This window comes from Mesobacterium pallidum (assembly GCF_019966535.1).
Lineage (GTDB): Bacteria > Pseudomonadota > Alphaproteobacteria > Rhodobacterales > Rhodobacteraceae > Mesobacterium > Mesobacterium pallidum.
Genome location: NZ_JAIMID010000006.1, coordinates 15948 through 33832, shown reverse-complemented (window position 1 = coordinate 33832; position 17885 = coordinate 15948). Strand labels below are relative to the sequence as shown.

At 66.6% G+C, this 17885-nt stretch carries 19 protein-coding genes and 1 other RNA gene; 11 read left to right on the top strand and 9 right to left on the bottom strand.

The window, feature by feature from the left end; genetic code table 11:
- Positions 1–16: 16 nt before the first annotated feature.
- Both MF270_RS10410 and MF270_RS10405 read left to right on the top strand, forming a co-directional pair.
- Positions 17–355 (top strand): hypothetical protein, encoded by a 339-nt coding sequence (locus tag MF270_RS10410; RefSeq protein WP_238365821.1) that lies wholly within the window; start codon positions 17–19, stop codon positions 353–355.
- Between the two features lie 45 nt (positions 356–400).
- Positions 401–829 (top strand): copper chaperone PCu(A)C, encoded by a 429-nt coding sequence (locus MF270_RS10405; RefSeq protein WP_238365820.1) that lies wholly within the window; start codon positions 401–403, stop codon positions 827–829.
- Between the two features lie 22 nt (positions 830–851).
- On the opposite strand, the gene MF270_RS10400 is transcribed toward MF270_RS10405, so the two are convergent.
- Both MF270_RS10400 and MF270_RS10395 read right to left on the bottom strand, forming a co-directional pair.
- Positions 852–1559, bottom strand: coding sequence for an NAD-dependent deacylase (locus MF270_RS10400; RefSeq protein ID WP_238365819.1), 708 nt, complete (start codon positions 1557–1559; stop codon positions 852–854).
- 3 nt (positions 1560–1562) lie between these two features.
- Entirely contained in the window at positions 1563–2450 is an 888-nt protein-coding gene (locus MF270_RS10395) for a DUF1353 domain-containing protein (protein WP_238365818.1), read from the bottom strand.
- A 139-nt stretch (positions 2451–2589) separates the two neighbouring features.
- On the opposite strand from MF270_RS10395, the gene MF270_RS10390 reads away from it, so the two are divergent.
- The 4 genes from MF270_RS10390 (at position 2590) to MF270_RS10375 (ending at position 5190) form a co-directional block, all read left to right on the top strand.
- Positions 2590–3048 carry a low molecular weight protein-tyrosine-phosphatase gene (locus MF270_RS10390; RefSeq protein ID WP_238365817.1) on the top strand — a complete coding sequence of 153 codons (459 nt, stop codon included), beginning with the start codon at positions 2590–2592 and terminating at the stop codon, positions 3046–3048.
- Between the two features lie 101 nt (positions 3049–3149).
- Positions 3150–3530, top strand: a complete 381-nt coding sequence (locus tag MF270_RS10385) for a hypothetical protein (protein ID WP_238365816.1) — start codon at positions 3150–3152, stop codon at positions 3528–3530.
- A 75-nt stretch (positions 3531–3605) separates the two neighbouring features.
- On the top strand, positions 3606–4562 hold the full coding sequence (locus tag MF270_RS10380) for a hypothetical protein (protein WP_238365815.1): 957 nt from the start codon (positions 3606–3608) through the stop codon (positions 4560–4562).
- A gap of 82 nt (positions 4563–4644) precedes the next feature.
- On the top strand, positions 4645–5190 hold the full coding sequence (locus MF270_RS10375) for an REP-associated tyrosine transposase (RefSeq protein ID WP_238365814.1): 546 nt from the start codon (positions 4645–4647) through the stop codon (positions 5188–5190).
- 46 nt (positions 5191–5236) lie between these two features.
- On the opposite strand, the gene MF270_RS10370 is transcribed toward MF270_RS10375, so the two are convergent.
- Positions 5237–5956: a RipA family octameric membrane protein gene (locus MF270_RS10370; protein ID WP_238365813.1), complete on the bottom strand. Its 720-nt coding sequence runs from the start codon at positions 5954–5956 to the stop codon at positions 5237–5239.
- A gap of 98 nt (positions 5957–6054) precedes the next feature.
- The gene (gene lepA / locus MF270_RS10365; protein ID WP_238365812.1) at positions 6055–7857 is read right to left on the bottom strand and encodes a translation elongation factor 4; all 1803 of its coding nucleotides are present in this window, start codon (positions 7855–7857) and stop codon (positions 6055–6057) included.
- A gap of 98 nt (positions 7858–7955) precedes the next feature.
- Here lepA and MF270_RS10360 point away from each other — a divergent pair, with 98 nt between their 5' ends.
- Positions 7956–9284, top strand: coding sequence for a hypothetical protein (locus tag MF270_RS10360; RefSeq protein ID WP_238365811.1), 1329 nt, complete (start codon positions 7956–7958; stop codon positions 9282–9284).
- A gap of 508 nt (positions 9285–9792) precedes the next feature.
- On the opposite strand, the gene MF270_RS10355 is transcribed toward MF270_RS10360, so the two are convergent.
- Together MF270_RS10355 and MF270_RS10350 are read right to left on the bottom strand one after the other, a co-directional pair.
- Positions 9793–10089 carry an ArsR/SmtB family transcription factor gene (locus tag MF270_RS10355; RefSeq protein WP_238366036.1) on the bottom strand — a complete coding sequence of 99 codons (297 nt, stop codon included), beginning with the start codon at positions 10087–10089 and terminating at the stop codon, positions 9793–9795.
- A gap of 115 nt (positions 10090–10204) precedes the next feature.
- Positions 10205–11437: a mandelate racemase/muconate lactonizing enzyme family protein gene (locus MF270_RS10350; protein WP_238365810.1), complete on the bottom strand. Its 1233-nt coding sequence runs from the start codon at positions 11435–11437 to the stop codon at positions 10205–10207.
- Positions 11438–11540: 103 nt separating this feature from the next.
- Between MF270_RS10350 and MF270_RS10345 the strand changes: the two genes are divergently transcribed.
- Complete coding sequence (locus MF270_RS10345) at positions 11541–11963, top strand: GNAT family N-acetyltransferase (RefSeq protein WP_238365809.1); 423 nt, start codon at positions 11541–11543, stop codon at positions 11961–11963.
- Between the two features lie 20 nt (positions 11964–11983).
- On the opposite strand, the gene ggt is transcribed toward MF270_RS10345, so the two are convergent.
- Positions 11984–13774 (bottom strand): gamma-glutamyltransferase, encoded by a 1791-nt coding sequence (gene ggt / locus MF270_RS10340; RefSeq protein ID WP_238365808.1) that lies wholly within the window; start codon positions 13772–13774, stop codon positions 11984–11986.
- 293 nt (positions 13775–14067) lie between these two features.
- Positions 14068–14164, bottom strand: an RNA gene (ffs, locus tag MF270_RS10335) — signal recognition particle sRNA small type.
- Positions 14165–14533: 369 nt separating this feature from the next.
- Here ffs and groES point away from each other — a divergent pair.
- The 3 genes from groES (at position 14534) to MF270_RS10320 (ending at position 17568) form a co-directional block, all read left to right on the top strand.
- Positions 14534–14821, top strand: coding sequence for a co-chaperone GroES (groES, locus tag MF270_RS10330; RefSeq protein ID WP_238365807.1), 288 nt, complete (start codon positions 14534–14536; stop codon positions 14819–14821).
- Positions 14822–14869: 48 nt separating this feature from the next.
- Positions 14870–16510, top strand: a complete 1641-nt coding sequence (gene groL, locus MF270_RS10325) for a chaperonin GroEL (RefSeq protein WP_238365806.1) — start codon at positions 14870–14872, stop codon at positions 16508–16510.
- Between the two features lie 209 nt (positions 16511–16719).
- Positions 16720–17568: a DMT family transporter gene (locus MF270_RS10320; RefSeq protein WP_238365805.1), complete on the top strand. Its 849-nt coding sequence runs from the start codon at positions 16720–16722 to the stop codon at positions 17566–17568.
- Here MF270_RS10320 and MF270_RS10315 read toward each other — a convergent pair.
- The gene (locus MF270_RS10315) at positions 17553–17837 is read right to left on the bottom strand and encodes a hypothetical protein (RefSeq protein ID WP_238365804.1); all 285 of its coding nucleotides are present in this window, start codon (positions 17835–17837) and stop codon (positions 17553–17555) included. The two genes, MF270_RS10320 and MF270_RS10315, sit on opposite strands and share 16 nt — an antisense overlap.
- Positions 17838–17885 lie beyond the last annotated feature (48 nt).

Here is a 17885-nt window from a genome sequence, read left to right as displayed (position 1 = left end):
ACCGGCGATGCTTCGCATGATGCGCATAAGCCTGGGCCTCGTGATGGCCGCGATCGTCGCGCTGACCGCGCAGACGGCGGCCATGGCGCGCGGCCAGGCGCCGGCGACGGATCGCATCGTGCTATGCATCGGGCTGGGGACCGCCACCGTCTACCTCGATGAAGACGGAGCGCCCACGGGCGCGCCGCATATCTGCCCCGACGCCCTGCTGGGCTTTGCCGACGCGCTGCTGCCGCAGCCCCTGCCGCCCGTGCGGCTGGAGCGCTGGGTCGCGCTGGCCCCCGGGGCCCGCACCGCGCTGCTGGCCGCCGTGCCGGTCGCGACGCTGCGCGCAAGGGGGCCGCCCGTCGCCTGATATTCCACGCAAATTCAATGGACTATCAGATGAAAGGTTGGACCCATGTCCTTCAGACCCCTCATGGCCGGCGCGCTGCTGGCTGTTCTTTCGACCCCGCTTTTCGCCGCTGACATCACGGTCGAGGATGCCTATGCCCGCGCCGCCAATACCCGTGCCGGGGCCGCGTTCCTGGTCATCCACAATGCCGGCGACGACGCCGATCGGCTGGTGGATGTGCGCGCCGACGTCGCGATGCGCGTCGAACTGCACACCCACAAGGACAACGGCCAGGGCGTGATGCAGATGCTGCACGTGCCCGAAGGCTTCGAGATCCCGGCGGGGGGCGACCATGTTCTGCAGCGCGGCGGCGACCACGTCATGTTCATGGGCCTGCAAGCGCCCTGGGAGCAAGGGCAGCTGATCCCGCTGACGCTGGTCTTCGAGAAGGCCGGCGAGATCACGGTGGACGTACCCGTCGACCTCACGCGCTAGGCGCAACGGCCCCGGTGCACGGTCAGCGCCCGGGGTCTTCGCCGATCAGGCTGGCGACCCAGGCCGGCACCATCTGCGAGGCCGGCCCCACGAGGTGATCGTCGAAATCCCAGGCGACATCGGTCTGCTCGAGGTTGATCTCGACCGTTTCCGCCCCGTATTGCCGCGCGATCTGCACGAAACCCGCTGCCGGGTAGACCTGCCCCGAGGTGCCGATGGCGGCGAAGAGCTCGGTCTGCGACAGGCGCTGGTGGATCGCGTCCATGTGGTAGGGGATCTCTCCGAACCAGACGATGTCGGGCCGCGTGGCCGGGGCGCCGCAGGCGGGGCAGGGCATCTCGGGCGACATGACGGCCGGCGCGTCCCAGCGGTGCTCGCAGGCGCCGCAATAAGCGCGCGACAGCTCGCCATGCATGTGCACGGCGGTGGCGCCCGCCGCCTCGTGCAGACCGTCGACGTTCTGGGTGACGATCACCAGGTCGATGCCCTCGGCCCGCTGCAACCGCGCCAGCGCCAGGTGCGCCGCGTTGGGCTGTGCCCCCGCCGCGTTGGCCCGGCGCGCGTTGTAGAACGCGTGTACCCGGGCGGGGTCGCGGGCGAACCCTTCGGGCGTGGCGACCTCTTCCAGCGGGTATTTCGTCCAGAGACCGTCCTTGTCGCGGAAGGTGCCCAGCCCGCTCTCGGCCGAGATGCCGGCCCCGGTCAGCACGGTGATACGCCGCGCGGCCATGGCTCAGAGGTCCTCCTCGACGGTGCCGTCCTCTTCGCGCTGCTCCTCTTCGATGGGCTCCTTGGTGGGCTCCTCGACGGGCTCGGGCGGGACGATCTCGCTTTCGCTGCGGGTGCCGGTGACGTTCAGGTCGATCGCCGCCTGCTCACGCGACCAGGCATAGGCTTCGATCTGGGGGATCGTGGGGTAGCAGGCCTCGCCCGTGCCGCCGCAGCTGTCGATCCAGCGGATGACGGTGCGCAGTTCCTCGCGCAGCACCGCGTCGGAGACCTGTCCGGCGGCCCGGCCGCGGGTGCCGCGCGTGGCCGGCGGCATCCATCTGCCCTGGGTCGAAACGATGCCCGCCCCGGGCGCGGGGGGCCGGATGGCATTCCAGCGCGGCCCTCCAAGATAGACGGCGGCGAACATGACCTTGGCGCGCCGCTCGTCCGTGCCGCCGACGCGCAGCGCCTCGTAGAACATGCGGTGCGCGTCTTCCCAGGTCGAAGAGTGGAAGCCCGGCAGCGCCTCGTTGCCCACGCCGCAGATCGCATCGTGCAGCGCGGCGGCGGCCCGGAATTCGGGGCTGGTTGGCTGGCCGACCACCGACACGAAGGCCGGCGGGATCGAGGCGCCATCGGTCAGCGTGCCCTCGGGCGCGACCCAGCGGTAATTGCGCGCATCGACAAAGGTCAGCGGCCGGCTGACCGGGAAGAACGGGTAGGCGCGCCCCGCCAGCTCGATCCGTTCGGGCGCCAGTTGCACCGGCGCGTTGAAGAAGCGACAGACCGGGTCGAAGACACCCTGGCAAAAGGCGCGGGTGGCATCGGCAAGGGGGGAGGTGGCAGGCAGCCCTGCATCGGTGCAGGCGGCAAGGGACAGAATGGGCAGGGCCAGCAGAAGGCGAGTCATCAGGCTATTCCGAAATGGTCAGATACAATTGACGAGAGGGTGACCAAAGGGCGGAACGATTTCAAGGGTTCTGCCGGGTTTCACCGGCCGCTTCGGGTTTCGCGTTGCCCCCTGCGGTCGAATCCGTCACGCTTGGGCCATGAGCACCCGCATCCTCTTTGTCTGCCTCGGCAATATCTGCCGCTCTCCCGCGGCCGAGGGCGTGTTCCGCGCCATGTCGGGCAGCCTTGACGTCGAGATCGACAGTGCCGCCACCTCGACCTTTCACATCGGCGATCCGCCCTACGGCCCGATGATCGCCGCCGCCGGACGGCGCGGCTACGACCTGTCGGACCTGAGGGGGCGGCATTTCAACTCCGGCGATTTCAGCCGCTTCGACCTGATCATCGGGATGGATGCCGACAACCTCGCAGACATCGAATCGCAGCGGCCCGAGGGCGACGCGACCCCGGTGCGGGTGTTCACCGACTACGCGCCGGACCTTGGCCGCGATCACGTGCCCGACCCCTATTACACCCGCGATTTCGACGGTGCGCTCGACCTGGTCGAGGCCTGTTCGCGCGGGCTGGTCGACGCGCTGGGCGCGGGCCGGATCTGATCATTTCGCAGGCATCGGGCCGGCACTGCGCTGGCCCATGGCCCGGGCGGCTTGACGCGCGGCGCAACCGGGGGATGTCCTTGGTGCAAAGGAGTGTCCCCATGTCCAGCGTCTTTCCCTTCGGCCCGTTTTCCACCCTGTTCGAGGCGCCCTGGTCCGGCGACGTGATCCAGCACATCGAGCCGCGCATCAACTCGGACGACATCTCGGGCGTGCCCGAGATCGAGCGGCGCGTGGTGACCGAGGTGGCCAGCTACGGCCGCCAGCTGGGCTGGCTGACCGAGGCGGTGCTGGCGCTGGCCGCGGGGGCTGGCGTGGACGATCCGCGCATTGCCAAGGTTGCGCAGCTGAAGACCGACGTGGAGGCCGCGAAGGCGGCCGAGGCCGCCGCCCTGCTGGCCGATGCGGAAAAGGCGCTCGAGCGGCTCAGGCGCGTGGATTCGGGTGCTTTCGCCAAGCTGATGGCGGCGCAGGGGGACTGACCGGCGCCCAAGGCTTGCGCGGGTCCCGGCAGGTGGTAGGTGTTGCCCCGAGACATTATTCCAAGGGCGCAGTTCATGGCAGAGCTCATCATCCACATCGGGTCGCACAAGACCGGCTCGACCTCGATCCAGAAGGCCTGCGAACTGGCCGATGCGCGCGGCCGCAAGGACGGGTCCTTTGCCTACCTGAACGAGGTGGTGGACAACAAGAACATCGTGCTGCTCAAGGGCGAGGGCGAGGCGTTCCGTGCCCGCGTGAACAAGCGCTACCTGCGGCCGCTGCTGGACCCCGTGGCGGCGGTCAACGTGATCTCGACCGAGCTGTTCTTTTTCCTCGACGACCGCGTCCAGGTCGAGGCGCTGGCCGCGCTGGCGCGCGCGCGGTTCGATCGTGTGCGCGTGGTCGCCTACCTGCGCCGCCAGGACCTGCTGGCCAGCTCGCACCGCAACCAGGTCGCCAATGGCGCCGGCCCCGCGCAGCGTTTCTACGGCGCCGAGGTCGCGTCGCTGCCCGCCCTGACCGCGCCCGTGCGCGCCTATCTCGACTATCACCGCAAACTGACCGCGCTCTGGCTGCCGGTCTTCGGCGCCGAGAACGTCATCGTCGCGCCCTTCGAGCGGCCCCGGTTGCGGGACGGCGACGTGGTGGCCGATTTCGCGCAGCGGACGGGCGTGGATTTCTCGGGGCTGGAGGTGGAGGTGATGAATGTCTCGCAATCGGCCGAGCGGGCGATCGTCGGCATGGCCATGGTCAAGGCCGGCCTGCCAGACCGCGCCCGCAAGCTGATGAAAAAGGCGCTGCCGGCGGACACGCCCAAGCTGACGCCGCCCCGCGCCGAGGCCGAGGCGTTCCTTGCGGAATTTGCGCAGAGCAACGCGGCGCTCGCGGCAACCTTCGCGCCCGATGGGCCAAAGAGGTTCTTCGACATGTCGATGGACATGTACCCGGACGCGAGCGAGCCCGATTGGACCTCCGCCCGCGTGATGCGGCTGGTCGAGACGCTGGTGGCGGAGATGGCGAAGGGGCGGTGAGAGGGGGCCAAGCGGGCGGTGGGGTGAAACCCCACCCTACCCGTTGACGAGATGTTAACCATGGGCCGCCAGCCTTGCGCCCATGTCACGTTATCTTCGGCCCCGGGTGACCGGGGCGACGATCTTTTTCACGGTTGCCCTGCAGGATCGGCGCAGCGCGCTGCTGGTCGATGAGATCGACGCGTTGCGCAACGCGGTGCGGCAGACGCGAGAGGAACGGCCCTTCGAGATCGACGCCTGGGTCGTGCTGCCCGACCACCTGCATTGCATCTGGCGGCTGCCTGTGGGGGATCGGGACTATGGCCGGCGCTGGGGCGCGATCAAGGCGCGATTCACCCGGACGGTCCGGGGTAGGGTGGGGTTTGACCCCACCTGTGGCGAGGACGGGACGGTGGGGTGGAACCCCACCCTACGGAGTCGGTCGAAGGTCCGGAAGGGTGAGGTCGGGCTGTGGCAGCGGCGGTTCTGGGAGCACCACATCCGTGACGAGGCCGACCACGCGGCGCATCTGCGGTATTGCTGGCTGAACCCTGTGAAACATGGGCTGGTCGCGCGGGCGGAGGAGTGGCCGTTTTCGTCGATTCACCGCGATCCGCGTTTCCGCGCCGACATGGATATGACGATGTAGGGTGGGGTATGCGGTTGGTCGTTGTTGCGTGATCAGCCACACATGATCATTTCATTGGATCAAGTCTTCTTTTCGTGAAATCAGCTTCGCTTTCGAGTATGTCCAAAGGTTGCGATATCTCAGAGAGCCGACTTTCTGTGCTCGAAGAGAGGCGATCAAAGATAATCGCGATTACAAAAAATATTAGCAGACCAGCGACTAAGTCCACACTGGAAAATGGGGCGCGTACTGCATGTAGCACACAAATTGATAATATCAGGATCGCACACCACGTCAAAGCGGCGACAGAAGAGGAAGCCAAATTGAGACCGGTCAAACTGACCTCAAAGTCTTTTTCCCTCCTGTACACAGTCTTATACAAGTCACCTGAAAATTCATGCTCCAAGAAGTCAATGTGCTTCTCCCAGTTGTATTGCCATTGCTTCGAGGATTTAATGCTTTTCGATAGAATTACCGAGGATGCCAACCCAAAAAGAGAAGTTATTAGTAGTAGAAATGCGCCAAAAGTCGACTTCGACTGCAGCACCTCTGCGCCTCTGGTGATTGGTGGTTCGGCAAAATCGACAGAACGAAATATGGTTGCATAGGCAACGAAAGCTGCGATCTGAAGACCCCAGAAGTAAGTCGATCTCTTCCAGGTTAATTCAATTTCAAACTGTCGCAATTGATGAGCTAGGTCGAAAGCACGTTCGCGGCGGTCCTTGTCAGAGGCTTCCGGAAACCCCAACTTCTTTCGATATAGTTCGATCTTTTCGAGGTCATCCATTATTTGGCCTCAATGCAAAGAGTTTGAGTTCTGCTGGCGCGCTACTACCATGCGGAGTATAGCACCAAAAACTCATGCAAAACTAGACTGTAGCCGCCTCACCCATCCATCTTCAGCGCAGAAATAAACGCTTCCTGCGGGATCTCGACCTTGCCGAACTGGCGCATCTTCTTCTTGCCGGCCTTCTGCTTTTCCAGAAGCTTCTTCTTGCGCGTGGCGTCGCCGCCGTAGCACTTGGCCGTCACGTCCTTGCGCATGGCCGACAGGGTCTCGCGTGCGATGACCTTGCCGCCGATGGCCGCCTGGATCGGGATCTTGAACATGTGGCGGGGGATCAGCTCTTTCAGCTTCTCGCACATGGCCCGGCCGCGCATCTCGGCGCGGTCGCGGTGCACCATCATCGCCAGCGCATCCACCGGCTCGTCGTTCACGAGGATGGACATCTTGACCAGGTTGTCCTCGCGGTAGCCGATCATCTCGTAATCGAAGGACGCATAGCCGCGGCTCACCGATTTCAGCCGATCGTAGAAGTCAAAGACCACCTCGTTCAGCGGCAGGTCGTAGACCGTCATCGCGCGGCCGCCCACGTAGGTCAGGTCCATCTGGATGCCGCGCCGCTCCTGGCAGAGTTTCAGCACGTCGCCGAGGAATTCGTCCGGCACCATGATCGTGGCCTTGATGCGCGGCTCTTCGATATGGTCCACGGTCGACATGTCGGGCATGTCCGCGGGGTTGTGCAGGTCGCGCTGCTCGCCGTCCTTGGTGAAGAGGTGGTAGATCACCGAGGGCGCCGTGGTGATCAGCTCGATGTTGTACTCACGCTCGAGCCGGTCGCGGATCACCTCGAGGTGCAGCAGGCCGAGGAAGCCGCAGCGGAAGCCGAAGCCGAGCGCGGCCGAGGTCTCCATCTCGAAGGTGAAGGACGCGTCGTTCAGCGCCAACTTCTCGATGGCGTCGCGCATGTCCTCGAAATCGTTGGCATCGACCGGAAAGAGGCCGCAGAACACCACCGGGACCGAGGGTTTGAAGCCCGGCAGGGCCTTTTCGCAGGGCTTTTTCTCATGGGTGATCGTGTCGCCGACACGGGTGTCGCGCACTTGCTTGATCGAGGCGTTGAGATAGCCGATCTCGCCCGGGCCAAGTTCCTTCACATGGGTCATGGCGGGGCGGTAGACGCCCACGTCGTCCACGTCGTAGATGCCGCCGGTCTTCATCATGCGGATGCGGTCGCCCTTTTTCAGGACGCCGTCGATGATGCGCACGATACAGATCACGCCAAGGTACTGATCGTATTTCGAATCCACCAGCATGGCTTTCAGCGGCGCGTTGCGGTCGCCCTCCTTGGGGGCGGGCAGGCGCTTGACGATGGCTTCCAGCACGTCCGGGATGCCGACGCCGGTCTTGGCCGAGATCAGGCAGGCATCCTGGCTGTCGATGCCGATGACGTCCTCGATCTGCTCCTTCACCCGGTCGGGTTCGGCCGCGGGCAGGTCGACCTTGTTGAGCACGGGCACGATCTCGTGGTCGGCGGCGATGGCGGTGTAGACATTGGCCAGCGTCTGCGCCTCGACGCCCTGCGTGGCGTCCACCACCAGCAGCGAGCCTTCGACCGCGTGCATGGACCGCGCGACCTCGTAGGCAAAGTCGACATGGCCGGGGGTGTCGATCAGGTTCAGCACGTAGGTCTCGCCGTCCTGCGCCGGGTATTCGATGCGGACGGTGTTCGCCTTGATGGTGATCCCGCGCTCGCGCTCGATATCCATGGAATCGAGCATCTGCTCCTGCATGTCGCGTTCTGCGACGGTGCCAGTGAGCTGGATCAGCCGGTCGGCCAGGGTGGATTTCCCGTGGTCGATATGGGCGACGATGGAGAAGTTGCGGATATGTGCGAGGTCGGTCATGGCACGGCATATGAGGCTGAAACTGGTGCCGGTCAAGGTGGCTTGTGCGGGGGGCGGGGGGTGGTAGGGTCGCGGTGCGGGCGCGTGTGGGGGACGTGGTGGAATTTGAGAGTGAAGAGGCATTCGAGGCCTGGCTGAAAGAGCAAAGCCAGGAGGTCTGCGTGGCGATTGCGACGCGAGCGGCGTCGCGGGCCTGGCCGAACGTGACCGGGATTCGATTCTGGAAGACCGGCGAAGATGCGCGCAAGGCGCACAGAATACTTGCGCTCTTGACAGGATGGGCGCTGCTGACTGCGGCGGTTGCGGCGGTCCGACCAACCCCCGAAGTCAAATCCGCCGCCTCCGCCGCCCGCTTCGCCGCCTCCGCCGCTTCCGCCGCCTCGGCCGCCTTCGCCTCTGCCTCCGCCGCCCGCTTCGCCTCCGCCTCCGCCGCCTCCGCCTCCGCCGCCTCCGCCGCCTCCGCCGCCCGCTTCGCCGCGGCTGCCGCCTCCGCCGCCTCCGCCTCCGCCGCCCGCTTCGCCGCCGCCGCCGCCTCCGCCGCTTCCGCCGCCTTCTTCGCCCGCTTCGCCGCCTCCGCCGCCTCCGCCATCTATTCAGATGCCGGCTTGGATCCCGAGACCCTTTTCGCATTGCCGGTGTGGCATGAGGCCGGAACGCCGGAGGGCCTCAGGCTCAAGCATGTGGGCGACACTTTGCTCGACACCGACCCCGCCTTCGCCTTCTTCGCCCGCTGGTATCGCGGCATGGTGGAGGGCAAACCCCTCCCCTGGGACCTGCAAGAGCGCGTGGCCCTGATCGACCCCAAGATCTGGGAGCAGGGGCCTGAGGCGGTGGCCGCCGAGATCGAGAAGATCGTGCCTGAATGGCGCAAGGAACAAGCGGCGAACGCAAACCGTGCGCCTGAATTTGAACCTCCGTCCGTGCAGCATCTGTTTGAGGCGCCAAGAGCGGTATCGGCCGGTGCGATCTCGGTAGCATATTCGATCACTCAAGGGTTCGAGGCGTTCCGCGCGGAGACCGGTCTCAACGAAACGCCCGAAACGCTGGTCCCACTCGAAGCTGTTCCGCTGCATTTGCGGCGGATCGCAGACATCTTGCGAGAAGGCGACCGAAGCCCCGAGATCGAGCAGCAGTTGCGTGAGGAGATCGGGCGACTGAACAAGCGGATCGAGGAATTGACTGCTGCGTTGGATGCCGCCAACAAGCAGGTCACTGACTTGAGCGGTCAGAAATGGAAGAAGGTCGCGGCGGGAACCGCCATCGCGTGGGGAGTAGTCGGAACACTCGCGACGGCTGTTTGGACTGTCTCAGGCGACGAAGTCGGGGCCAGACAGAGAGTAGAGACCCTTCAAGAATACAGGAATGTGTTCCAAGAGCTGTATGGCGAAACGATGGGACCGGATTATTGCATTGATCCCGGACCGTAGAAAAAAACTTCCGAATTTTGCCGGACGCAGCTTGGCACTTGCCCCCAGCCCGGAATCAAGCCCGAAGGGCGCCGGGCCAGCGGCTGCCCGGCCCCACGGGCTGCCGCTTTGTCGAGGCTTGCGCTTCCTTCGTAGGTCACGCGGATTTGACCGGGATAAAGTGCCCCGCTCGACCGGAGCAGCGGCATCCCCCGGGCAGCCGCCGGCCCGGCTTGCGCGGGGGGAGGGCTGGACATTGTAACGGCACATCACAGATGTTTCGCCCGGCGGAACGCCGGGCAGCCCCCGACCGCCCCGTCGCGCCAAAGGCGCGCTTCGAAATACTGACGGCGCGTCTTTGGCGCGACGGCGGGGGCTTCTCCCACGCCCGCCGCCGGGGACTGCCCTTATTGCCAGGGCTGAACTGTTTCGATGGCCATAATTTCTTTTTCAAACAATAAAGGCAGGGCCCAGCCCCGCCTCGTACACCCATCCACGATCCGTAGGGTGGGGTTTCACCCCACCACGCTCAACAGGCCACCGGCCCCTTTGAGCAGAAGAGCTCGTAGAGCAGCCCGATCACCCGCTGGGTGTTCTGGTCGGCCAGCGAGTAGTAGATCGCCTTGCCGTCGCGGCGGGTCTGCACCAGGCCCTCTTCGCGCAGGCGGGCCAGCATCTGGCTGACGGCGGCCTGGCGGATGCCCAGCGCTTCTTCCAACTCGCCCACCGATTTCTCGCCTTGGCCCAGGTGGCACAGGATCATCAGCCGCCCCTCATGCGCCAGCGTCTTGAGGTAGGCGGCGGCCATGGCGGCGCTGCCGGCCATCTCGGACGGGGGCGGGGACGGGAAGTCGTCGGTGTCGATCTGGGGTTCGATGGTCACGGGGATCACATGCTTTTTCGCTGGATTGCCCTTAAAATGGGGCCTTGGGCGCGCGGGGTCAAGTCCGCTCGGGCGGGGCGCCGCCGCCGAAGAGATTGGGCGCCGTGTAGTCGCAGGGCGCCTCCTGCATCTCGAGGTGCAGCCGGTCGCCGGTATAGGGATGCGCGCGGGCGAGGCCTTCGTCCACCTCGATGCCAAGGCCCGGCGCATCCGACAGCGTGATGAACCCGCGTTCCACCCGGATCGTGCCGTGGATGAGCGCGTCGTGAAAGGGCGTCTGGATCGTCTCGGCCATCAGGATGTTGGGGATCGCGGTGGCGAGGTGCAGGTTGGCCGCCCATTCCACCGGCCCGGCATAAAGGTGCGGGGCGAGTTGCGCGTTGTAGACCTCGGCCATGGCGGCGATCTTGCGCGCCTCGTTCAGCCCGCCGACGCGGCCAAGCGCCGGTTGCAGGATCGCGGCGGCCCCGGTGCGCAGGATCGGGGCGAACTCGGCCTTGGTGGTCAGCCGCTCGCCGGTGGCAATGGGGATCGAGGTGCTGCCGGCCACCCGCGCCATGGCGGCGACGTTGTCCGGCGGCACGGGTTCCTCGTACCAGAGCGGGTCGTAGGGCTCGATCGCCTTGGCGAGACGCAACGCGCCGGCCGTGCTGAACTGGCCGTGGGTGCCGAAGAGGATGTCGGCCCGCGTGCCCACCGCCTCGCGGATCTTTGCACAGAATTTCACCGATGTGGCGATATCGTCGAGCGAGGGCATGTGCCCGCCCCGGATCGTGTAGGGCCCGGCCGGGTCGACCTTGACGGCGGTCCAGCCGGCATCCGCGAGGTCCGCGGCCACCTGCGCGCCGGCATCGGCATCGCCCCAGAATGCGGGCAAGTCATGCCGCGCGTCGGGGTAGAGGTAGGTATAGGCGCGGATGCGGTCGTTCGTCCGCCCGCCCAGCAACGCATGGACCGGCCGGTCCAGCGCCTTGCCCAGTATGTCCCAGCAGGCGATTTCCAGCCCGGAAAAGGCGCCCATGACGGTGAGATCAGGGCGCTGGGTGAAGCCCGCGGAATAGGCGCGACGGAACATCAGCTCGATGTTCGCCGGGTCCTCTCCCGCCATGTGGCGGGCAAAGACATCCCCGATCACGGCGCGCATCGCCTCTGGCCCGACGCTTGCGGCATAGCATTCGCCCCAGCCGGTCACGCCGCAGGCGGTCGTCAGCTTGACGAGGATCCAGTAGCGCCCGCCCCATCCCGGGGCCGGCGGTGCTGTGACTAGGATGTCAAGGTCTTGCAGTTTCATGAATGACGCAGGGTTGTTCTGTGTGCCGGGTTGTGGAAGATGGATTTCAAGGTTTCGGGCAGGGTTGCCCAAGTGGGCCGTCGTGGCAAGCGGGGAGTCGGGAATGGACGAGGCTGAGGTGCTGTTGATCGGGCCCGACAAGGCCCTGATGCTGGCGCGGGTGCGCCCGGGCACCTTCGACTACGACATCCTGGCCGAAGAGCTGGCCGCCTACCTCGCCAACCCCGACAACCTGCTGGCCGTCGCCCGGGTCGACGAGGAAATCGTCGCCTTTGCCAGTGGCACGATCATCCGCCACCCGGACAAGCTGCCGTCGCTGTTCATCAACGAGGTCGGCTGCCACGAGGATTTCCGCGGCAAGAAGCTGGGCCAGGCGGTGAGCCGCCTTCTCATGGAGGAAGGCGCGGATCTGGGCGCTGCCGGCACCTGGGTCGCGACCGAGGAAGACAACGCCTCGGCCCGGGCGCTTTATGCCGGGCTGGGCGCGCGGATCACGCGGGGCATCGTCATCTATTCATGGGAATAGGGGACGCGCCCCGGACCGGGTCATTCCCCCATCGCGATCCCCTCACGGCGCGGATCGGCGCCGCCTTGCAGGACGTCTCCGACCGCGATGGCATGAAGGCCCGAGTTCAGCTCGCGGATGCTCACCTCGAAGCCCATGGCCTCGAGCGGGGCTTGCAGCGCCTCGGCCGGGGTGCCGGCCTCTAGGTCGAAGGTGCCGAAGCGGTTGACGCCATGGGGCAGGGCTACGGCCTGCTGCACGTCCATCCCCCAGTCGGCCCAGGCGATGATGGCCTGCGCCACGTAGCCGATGATCCGGCTGCCGCCCGGGCTGCCGATCACCAGCGACGGCGCGCCATCGGTCAGCACGATGCTCGGCGCCATGGAGGAGCGCGGCCGCTTGCCCGGCTCGACCCGGTTGGCGATGGGCACCCCGTCCGAATGGGACCGGAAAGAGAAATCCGTCAGCTCGTTGTTCAAGAGGAACCCGCGCGCCATGAGGCGCGAGCCGAAGGCGTTCTCGATCGTCGTGGTCATCGACAGGGCATTGCCGGCGCTGTCCACGATCGAGATATGCGAGGTCGAGGGCAGCTCGAGTGCCTGGTCGTCGGCCCAGAGCAGCGCGTGATCCCATTCCGGCGTGCCGGGGGCGACCTCGGGCAGGGCGTCGTCGCCAGACAGCAGCTGCGCGCGGTCCGAAAGGTAGGCGGGGGCCACCAGCCCTTCGGTCGGGACGGGCACGAAATCGCTGTCGGCCATGTAGCGGCCCCGGTCGGCGAAGGCGATCCGCGAGGCATCGCCGATCAGACGCCAGGCCTCGGGCGCCTCGGCACCCAGCGCTGCAAGGTCGTAGCTGCCCAGCATTCCGAGGATCTGTCCGACCGTCAGCGCGCCCGAAGAGGGTGGGCCCATGCCGCAAACCTCGTGCACGCGGTACCCCACGCAGACGGCCGGGCGTTCCTTGACCTCGTAAAGGGCAAGGTCGGTCGTCGAAAGCACGCCGGGGTTGCCTGCGGCAGTGCGGACGGCGGTGACGATGTCCTCGGCAATCGGCCCCTCGTAGAAGGCCCGCGCGCCGCCCGCCGCGATCTGGCGCAGCGTGTCGGCATAGGCGATGTTGGTCAGGATGTCGCCGGCCGCGATGGCCGTGCCGCCGGGGTAGAAGTAGTCGGTCGTGGCCGGGAAGCGGCCCAGCCGGTCGGCATCGCCCGCGACCAGCTCGGCCAGGCGGGGCGAGACAGTGAACCCGTCCTCGGCCAGGGCAATCGCCTCGGTGAAGAGACCCGGCCAGTTGGCTGTGCCCCAGCGGCGGTGCGCTTCCTCCATCAGCGCGGGGGTGCCGGGTGTGCCGACCGAACGGCCGCCCACCACGGCGTCGAAAAAGCCCAGCGGCTCGCCGGTCTCGTCCTGGAAGAGGCGCGGCGTGGCGGCCAGCGGCGCGGTCTCGCGGCCGTCGAGCGTGGTGACCTCTCCGCTTGCGGCATCGTACCAAACAAGGAAGGCGCCGCCGCCAAGGCCGGAACTTTGCGGCTCCACCAGCCCCAGAACGGCCTGCACGGCGACCATGGCATCGGCGGCGGTCCCGCCTTCGCGCAGCACGCGGGCGCCGGTTTCGACCGCCAGCGGGTTCGCGGCGGCGACCATCCAGTCCTGCGCTTGGGTTGGCTGGCCGGCGGCCTTGGTGTCCCAGGCGGCCTGCGCGGCGGGCGACAGGCCGGCAAGTGTGGCGGGGGCGGTGGCCTCTTCGGGGGCTACGGCATCGGCGGTCTGCTGGGCCAGTGCGGGGCTGGCGAGACCGATGGCCAGAACCAGCGGGCGGAGGTCGAGCGGCATGGCGTGTCCTTTCGCGTCAGGGTCGTGCGCGAGTGTAGGGGGACAGGTGGCCGCGTGGCAAATGAATGGTCGCGCAAGGGGGTGTGCGGGGGACGGGGGCGACCCGGAGGGCCGGTCCAAGAGCCGAACATCTTGGATGGGCGTGTCTGGCGGTGGGGGGTTGGGTGTGCCGTGAGCCCTCTCATCGCTTTTGCAAAGCAAAAGCGACTGCCGGGCCGGCGCCCGCTTGCAAGCAAACGGGCTTGGGCAAGCCTCTAGACAAAGGCCGCCCCACGGGGCGGCCTTTGTCTAGAGGTGAGAGGCTGGACAACGACCCAAGCGGGGCTCGTTACGGCTGCTTCCTTCCGGACCTGACCGGGTTGGCGAGGCGCTCGCCCGCGCCAACCTCTCGAGGGGCTATCTAGAGAAGTCGCTCCCGTCTTTCAAGGGGGCTGCGACCCGGTCGGTCCGGTAGTCGGCAGCGCTGCGATGCAGCGCGCGCGGCGCCCTGTTGCAATCGGCCACCGGGCTGCATAAATCCGGCTTCTGGCGACACGCCGCGCCTGCGCCCGCCCCCTTGCCGGCGCGGCGAAGACGTCCACGGATCGGTCCGCTCCCGCCGGCCAAACCGGAAAAATTTTCCCCACACGACCTGTTGACTCGGCTTGATCCGCTGCCTAACTACGGCTGCGTTAGCACTCGACTACGGTGAGTGCTAGCGCCCCTCACGGATGCCCCGGAGGGTCTGGAGGAACTGTATAAGCCAGGGAGCTTCTACCAATGGCATTCAAACCGCTGCATGACCGTGTTCTGGTCCGTCGCGTCGAGAGCGAGGAAAAGACCAAGGGCGGGCTGATCATCCCCGAGAGCGCCAAGGAAAAGCCGGCTGAGGGCGAAATCGTCGCCTGCGGCGAAGGCGCGCGCAAGGATTCGGGCGAACTGATCGAGATGGCCGTGAAGGCTGGTGATCGCGTTCTCTTCGGCAAGTGGTCGGGCACCGAAGTGTCGATCGAAGGCGAAGAGCTGCTGATCATGAAGGAAAGCGACATCCTGGGCGTCATCGCCTGAGCCCACGTCGTCTGACCTGATCAACGAAACGCAAAAGGAGAATTCCCAATGTCTGCCAAGGACGTGAAATTCAATACCGACGCCCGCAACCGCATGCTGAAGGGTGTCAACATCCTCGCCGACGCGGTGAAGGTGACCCTCGGCCCGAAAGGCCGGAACGTGGTTCTGGACAAGTCGTTCGGCGCCCCCCGCATCACCAAGGACGGTGTGTCGGTCGCCAAGGAAATCGAACTGGAAGACAAGTTCGAGAACATGGGCGCCCAGATGGTGAAGGAAGTCGCTTCCCGCACCAACGACGAAGCGGGTGACGGCACCACCACCGCCACCGTGCTGGCCCAGGCCATCGTGAAAGAAGGCATGAAGTCGGTCGCAGCGGGCATGAACCCGATGGACCTCAAGCGCGGCATAGACCTCGCGACCTCAAAGGTCGTCGCGGCGATCAAGGCAGCTGCCCGCCCGGTGAACGACAGCAACGAAGTTGCCCAGGTCGGCACCATCTCGGCCAACGGCGAAGCCGAAATCGGCCGCCAGATCGCTGATGCGATGCAGAAGGTCGGCAACGAGGGTGTCATCACCGTCGAAGAGAACAAGGGCCTCGAGACCGAGACCGATGTCGTCGAAGGCATGCAGTTCGACCGCGGCTACCTGTCGCCCTACTTCGTCACCAACTCGGACAAGATGATCGCAGACCTCGAAGACTGCATGATCCTGCTGCACGAAAAGAAGCTGTCGTCCCTCCAGCCGATGGTTCCGCTGCTCGAGCAGGTGATCCAGTCGCAGAAGCCGCTGCTGATCATCGCCGAAGACGTCGAAGGCGAAGCGCTGGCGACCCTCGTGGTCAACAAGCTGCGCGGCGGCCTCAAGATCGCAGCCGTCAAGGCACCGGGCTTCGGCGACCGCCGCAAGGCCATGCTGCAGGACATCGCGATCCTGACCGGCGGCCAGGTGATCTCGGAAGACCTCGGCATGAAGCTCGAGTCGGTGACCGTGGACATGCTGGGTTCGGCCAAGAAGGTGACCATCTCGAAGGACGAGACCACCATCGTGGACGGTGCCGGCGAGAAGGCCGAGATCGAGGCCCGCGTGTCGCAGATCCGCACCCAGATCGAAGAGACCACCTCGGACTACGACCGTGAAAAGCTGCAGGAACGCGTGGCCAAGCTGGCCGGCGGTGTGGCCGTCATCCGCGTCGGCGGCATGACCGAAGTCGAAGTGAAAGAGCGCAAGGACCGCGTCGATGACGCCCTGAACGCGACCCGCGCGGCCGTCCAGGAAGGCATCGTGGTCGGTGGCGGCGTTGCCCTGATCCAGGGCGCCAAGACGCTGGCCGGCCTCGAAGGTGCGAACGCAGACCAGAACGCCGGTATCGCCATCGTGCGCCGCGCGCTGGAAGCGCCGCTGCGCCAGATCGCCGAGAACGCCGGTGTCGACGGCTCGGTCGTCGCAGGCAAGATCCGCGAAAGCGAAGACCTGAAGTTCGGCTACAACGCGCAGACCGACGAATATGGCGACATGTTCAAGTTCGGCGTGATTGACCCGGCCAAGGTTGTCCGCACCGCGCTGGAAGACGCAGCCTCGGTTGCCGGTCTGCTGATCACGACCGAAGCCATGGTCGCCGACAAGCCGCAGAAAGAAGGCGCAGCCGGTGGCGGCATGCCCGACATGGGCGGCATGGGCGGCATGATGTAATCTGCCCCTGCAGACATACGGAAAAGGGCGTCCCTCGGGGCGCCCTTTTTCTTTTGTGCCCTGCACTTCGGACGGGGCGTGGTCCAATTGGGCGCGACCGCGCGCCTTTGCTCCGACAGCACAGAGGTGACGCTGATGCTACGGCCGGGCGCTTGACCCGGGCCGTGGCGCAGGGTCTGGTGCGCGGGCTGGACCGTCGGAGGCATGCCATGCGTAAACTCGGGATCGCGGCCCTTGTCATGGTCGCCTTTGCCGCCAATTCCCTGCTGAACCGGGCCGGCGTCCACGAGGCCGGGATGGACCCGGTGGTCTTTGGCGTGGTGCGGCTGGTCTCGGGCGCGGCGGCGCTATGGCTGCTGCTGCGGTTGACCCGGCGGCCCGTTCTCTGGCAGCCGAACCGGGGGCGGATGATCGGCGTCGGCGCGCTGCTTGTCTATATCTTTGGCTTTTCGCTGGGCTATCGCGCCATCGGGGCAGGGGTCGGGGCGTTGCTGCTGTTCGGCACCGTGCAGGCGACCATGTTCGCCGGTGCCCTGATCGGCGGTGATCATGTGCCCGCCCGGCGCTGGGCCGGGATGGCACTGGCGCTGGCGGGCCTCGCTTGGATGCTGCTGCCGGGCGGCGGGGTGCAACTGCCGCCGCTGGCGAGCGGTTTCATGGTTGCGGCGGGCATCGGCTGGGGCGTCTATTCGCTGGCCGGGCGCGGCGCGCGCGACTCGCTGGCGGAAACGGCCGCGAATTTCATCTGGGCCGCGCCGCTGTCGCTGCTGGCGCTGCTGGGCGGGACGGCGGGGGTGCTGAGCCCGGCGGGCCTGGGCCTCGCCGTGGCTTCGGGGGCCGTCGCCTCGGGCATGGGCTATGCGTTGTGGTACGCGATCCTGCCGGGGCTTGGCGCCACGCGGGCGGCGGTGGCGCAATCCTCGGTCCCGGTCATCGCGCTGGCCGGCGGGATCCTGCTGCTGGGCGAGGCGCCGGGGCTGCAGACGCTGGGCGCGGCCGTGGTGGTGATGGCGGGGATCGTGATTGCCCTGTGGCCCGGGCGTCAGCGGCAGGGCTGAACGGCACCGCGATGGGTCAGCTTGGCCCGCGCGGCCTCGGCGCCGGAAGAGACCGACAGGCCCGCGGCGCGCAACACTTCTTCCAACTGCGCCTGCATGGCCGGCGTCAATCCGGGCGGCAGGTCCACGACCTGGCGGCACAGCCGCGTCACCCGGTCCGGTTCCAGCGCCGGATGCTCGGGCGCGGCGGCCGGACCCAGCGCGGCGAATGCCGGGGCGGTCAAGGCCATCAGGCACAGCGGGACAAGCAGGGCAGGGCGTCGGATCATGGGGCCTCGGGTCGACTTGGCGGGACGCCGGGCCTTTCGGCCACGACG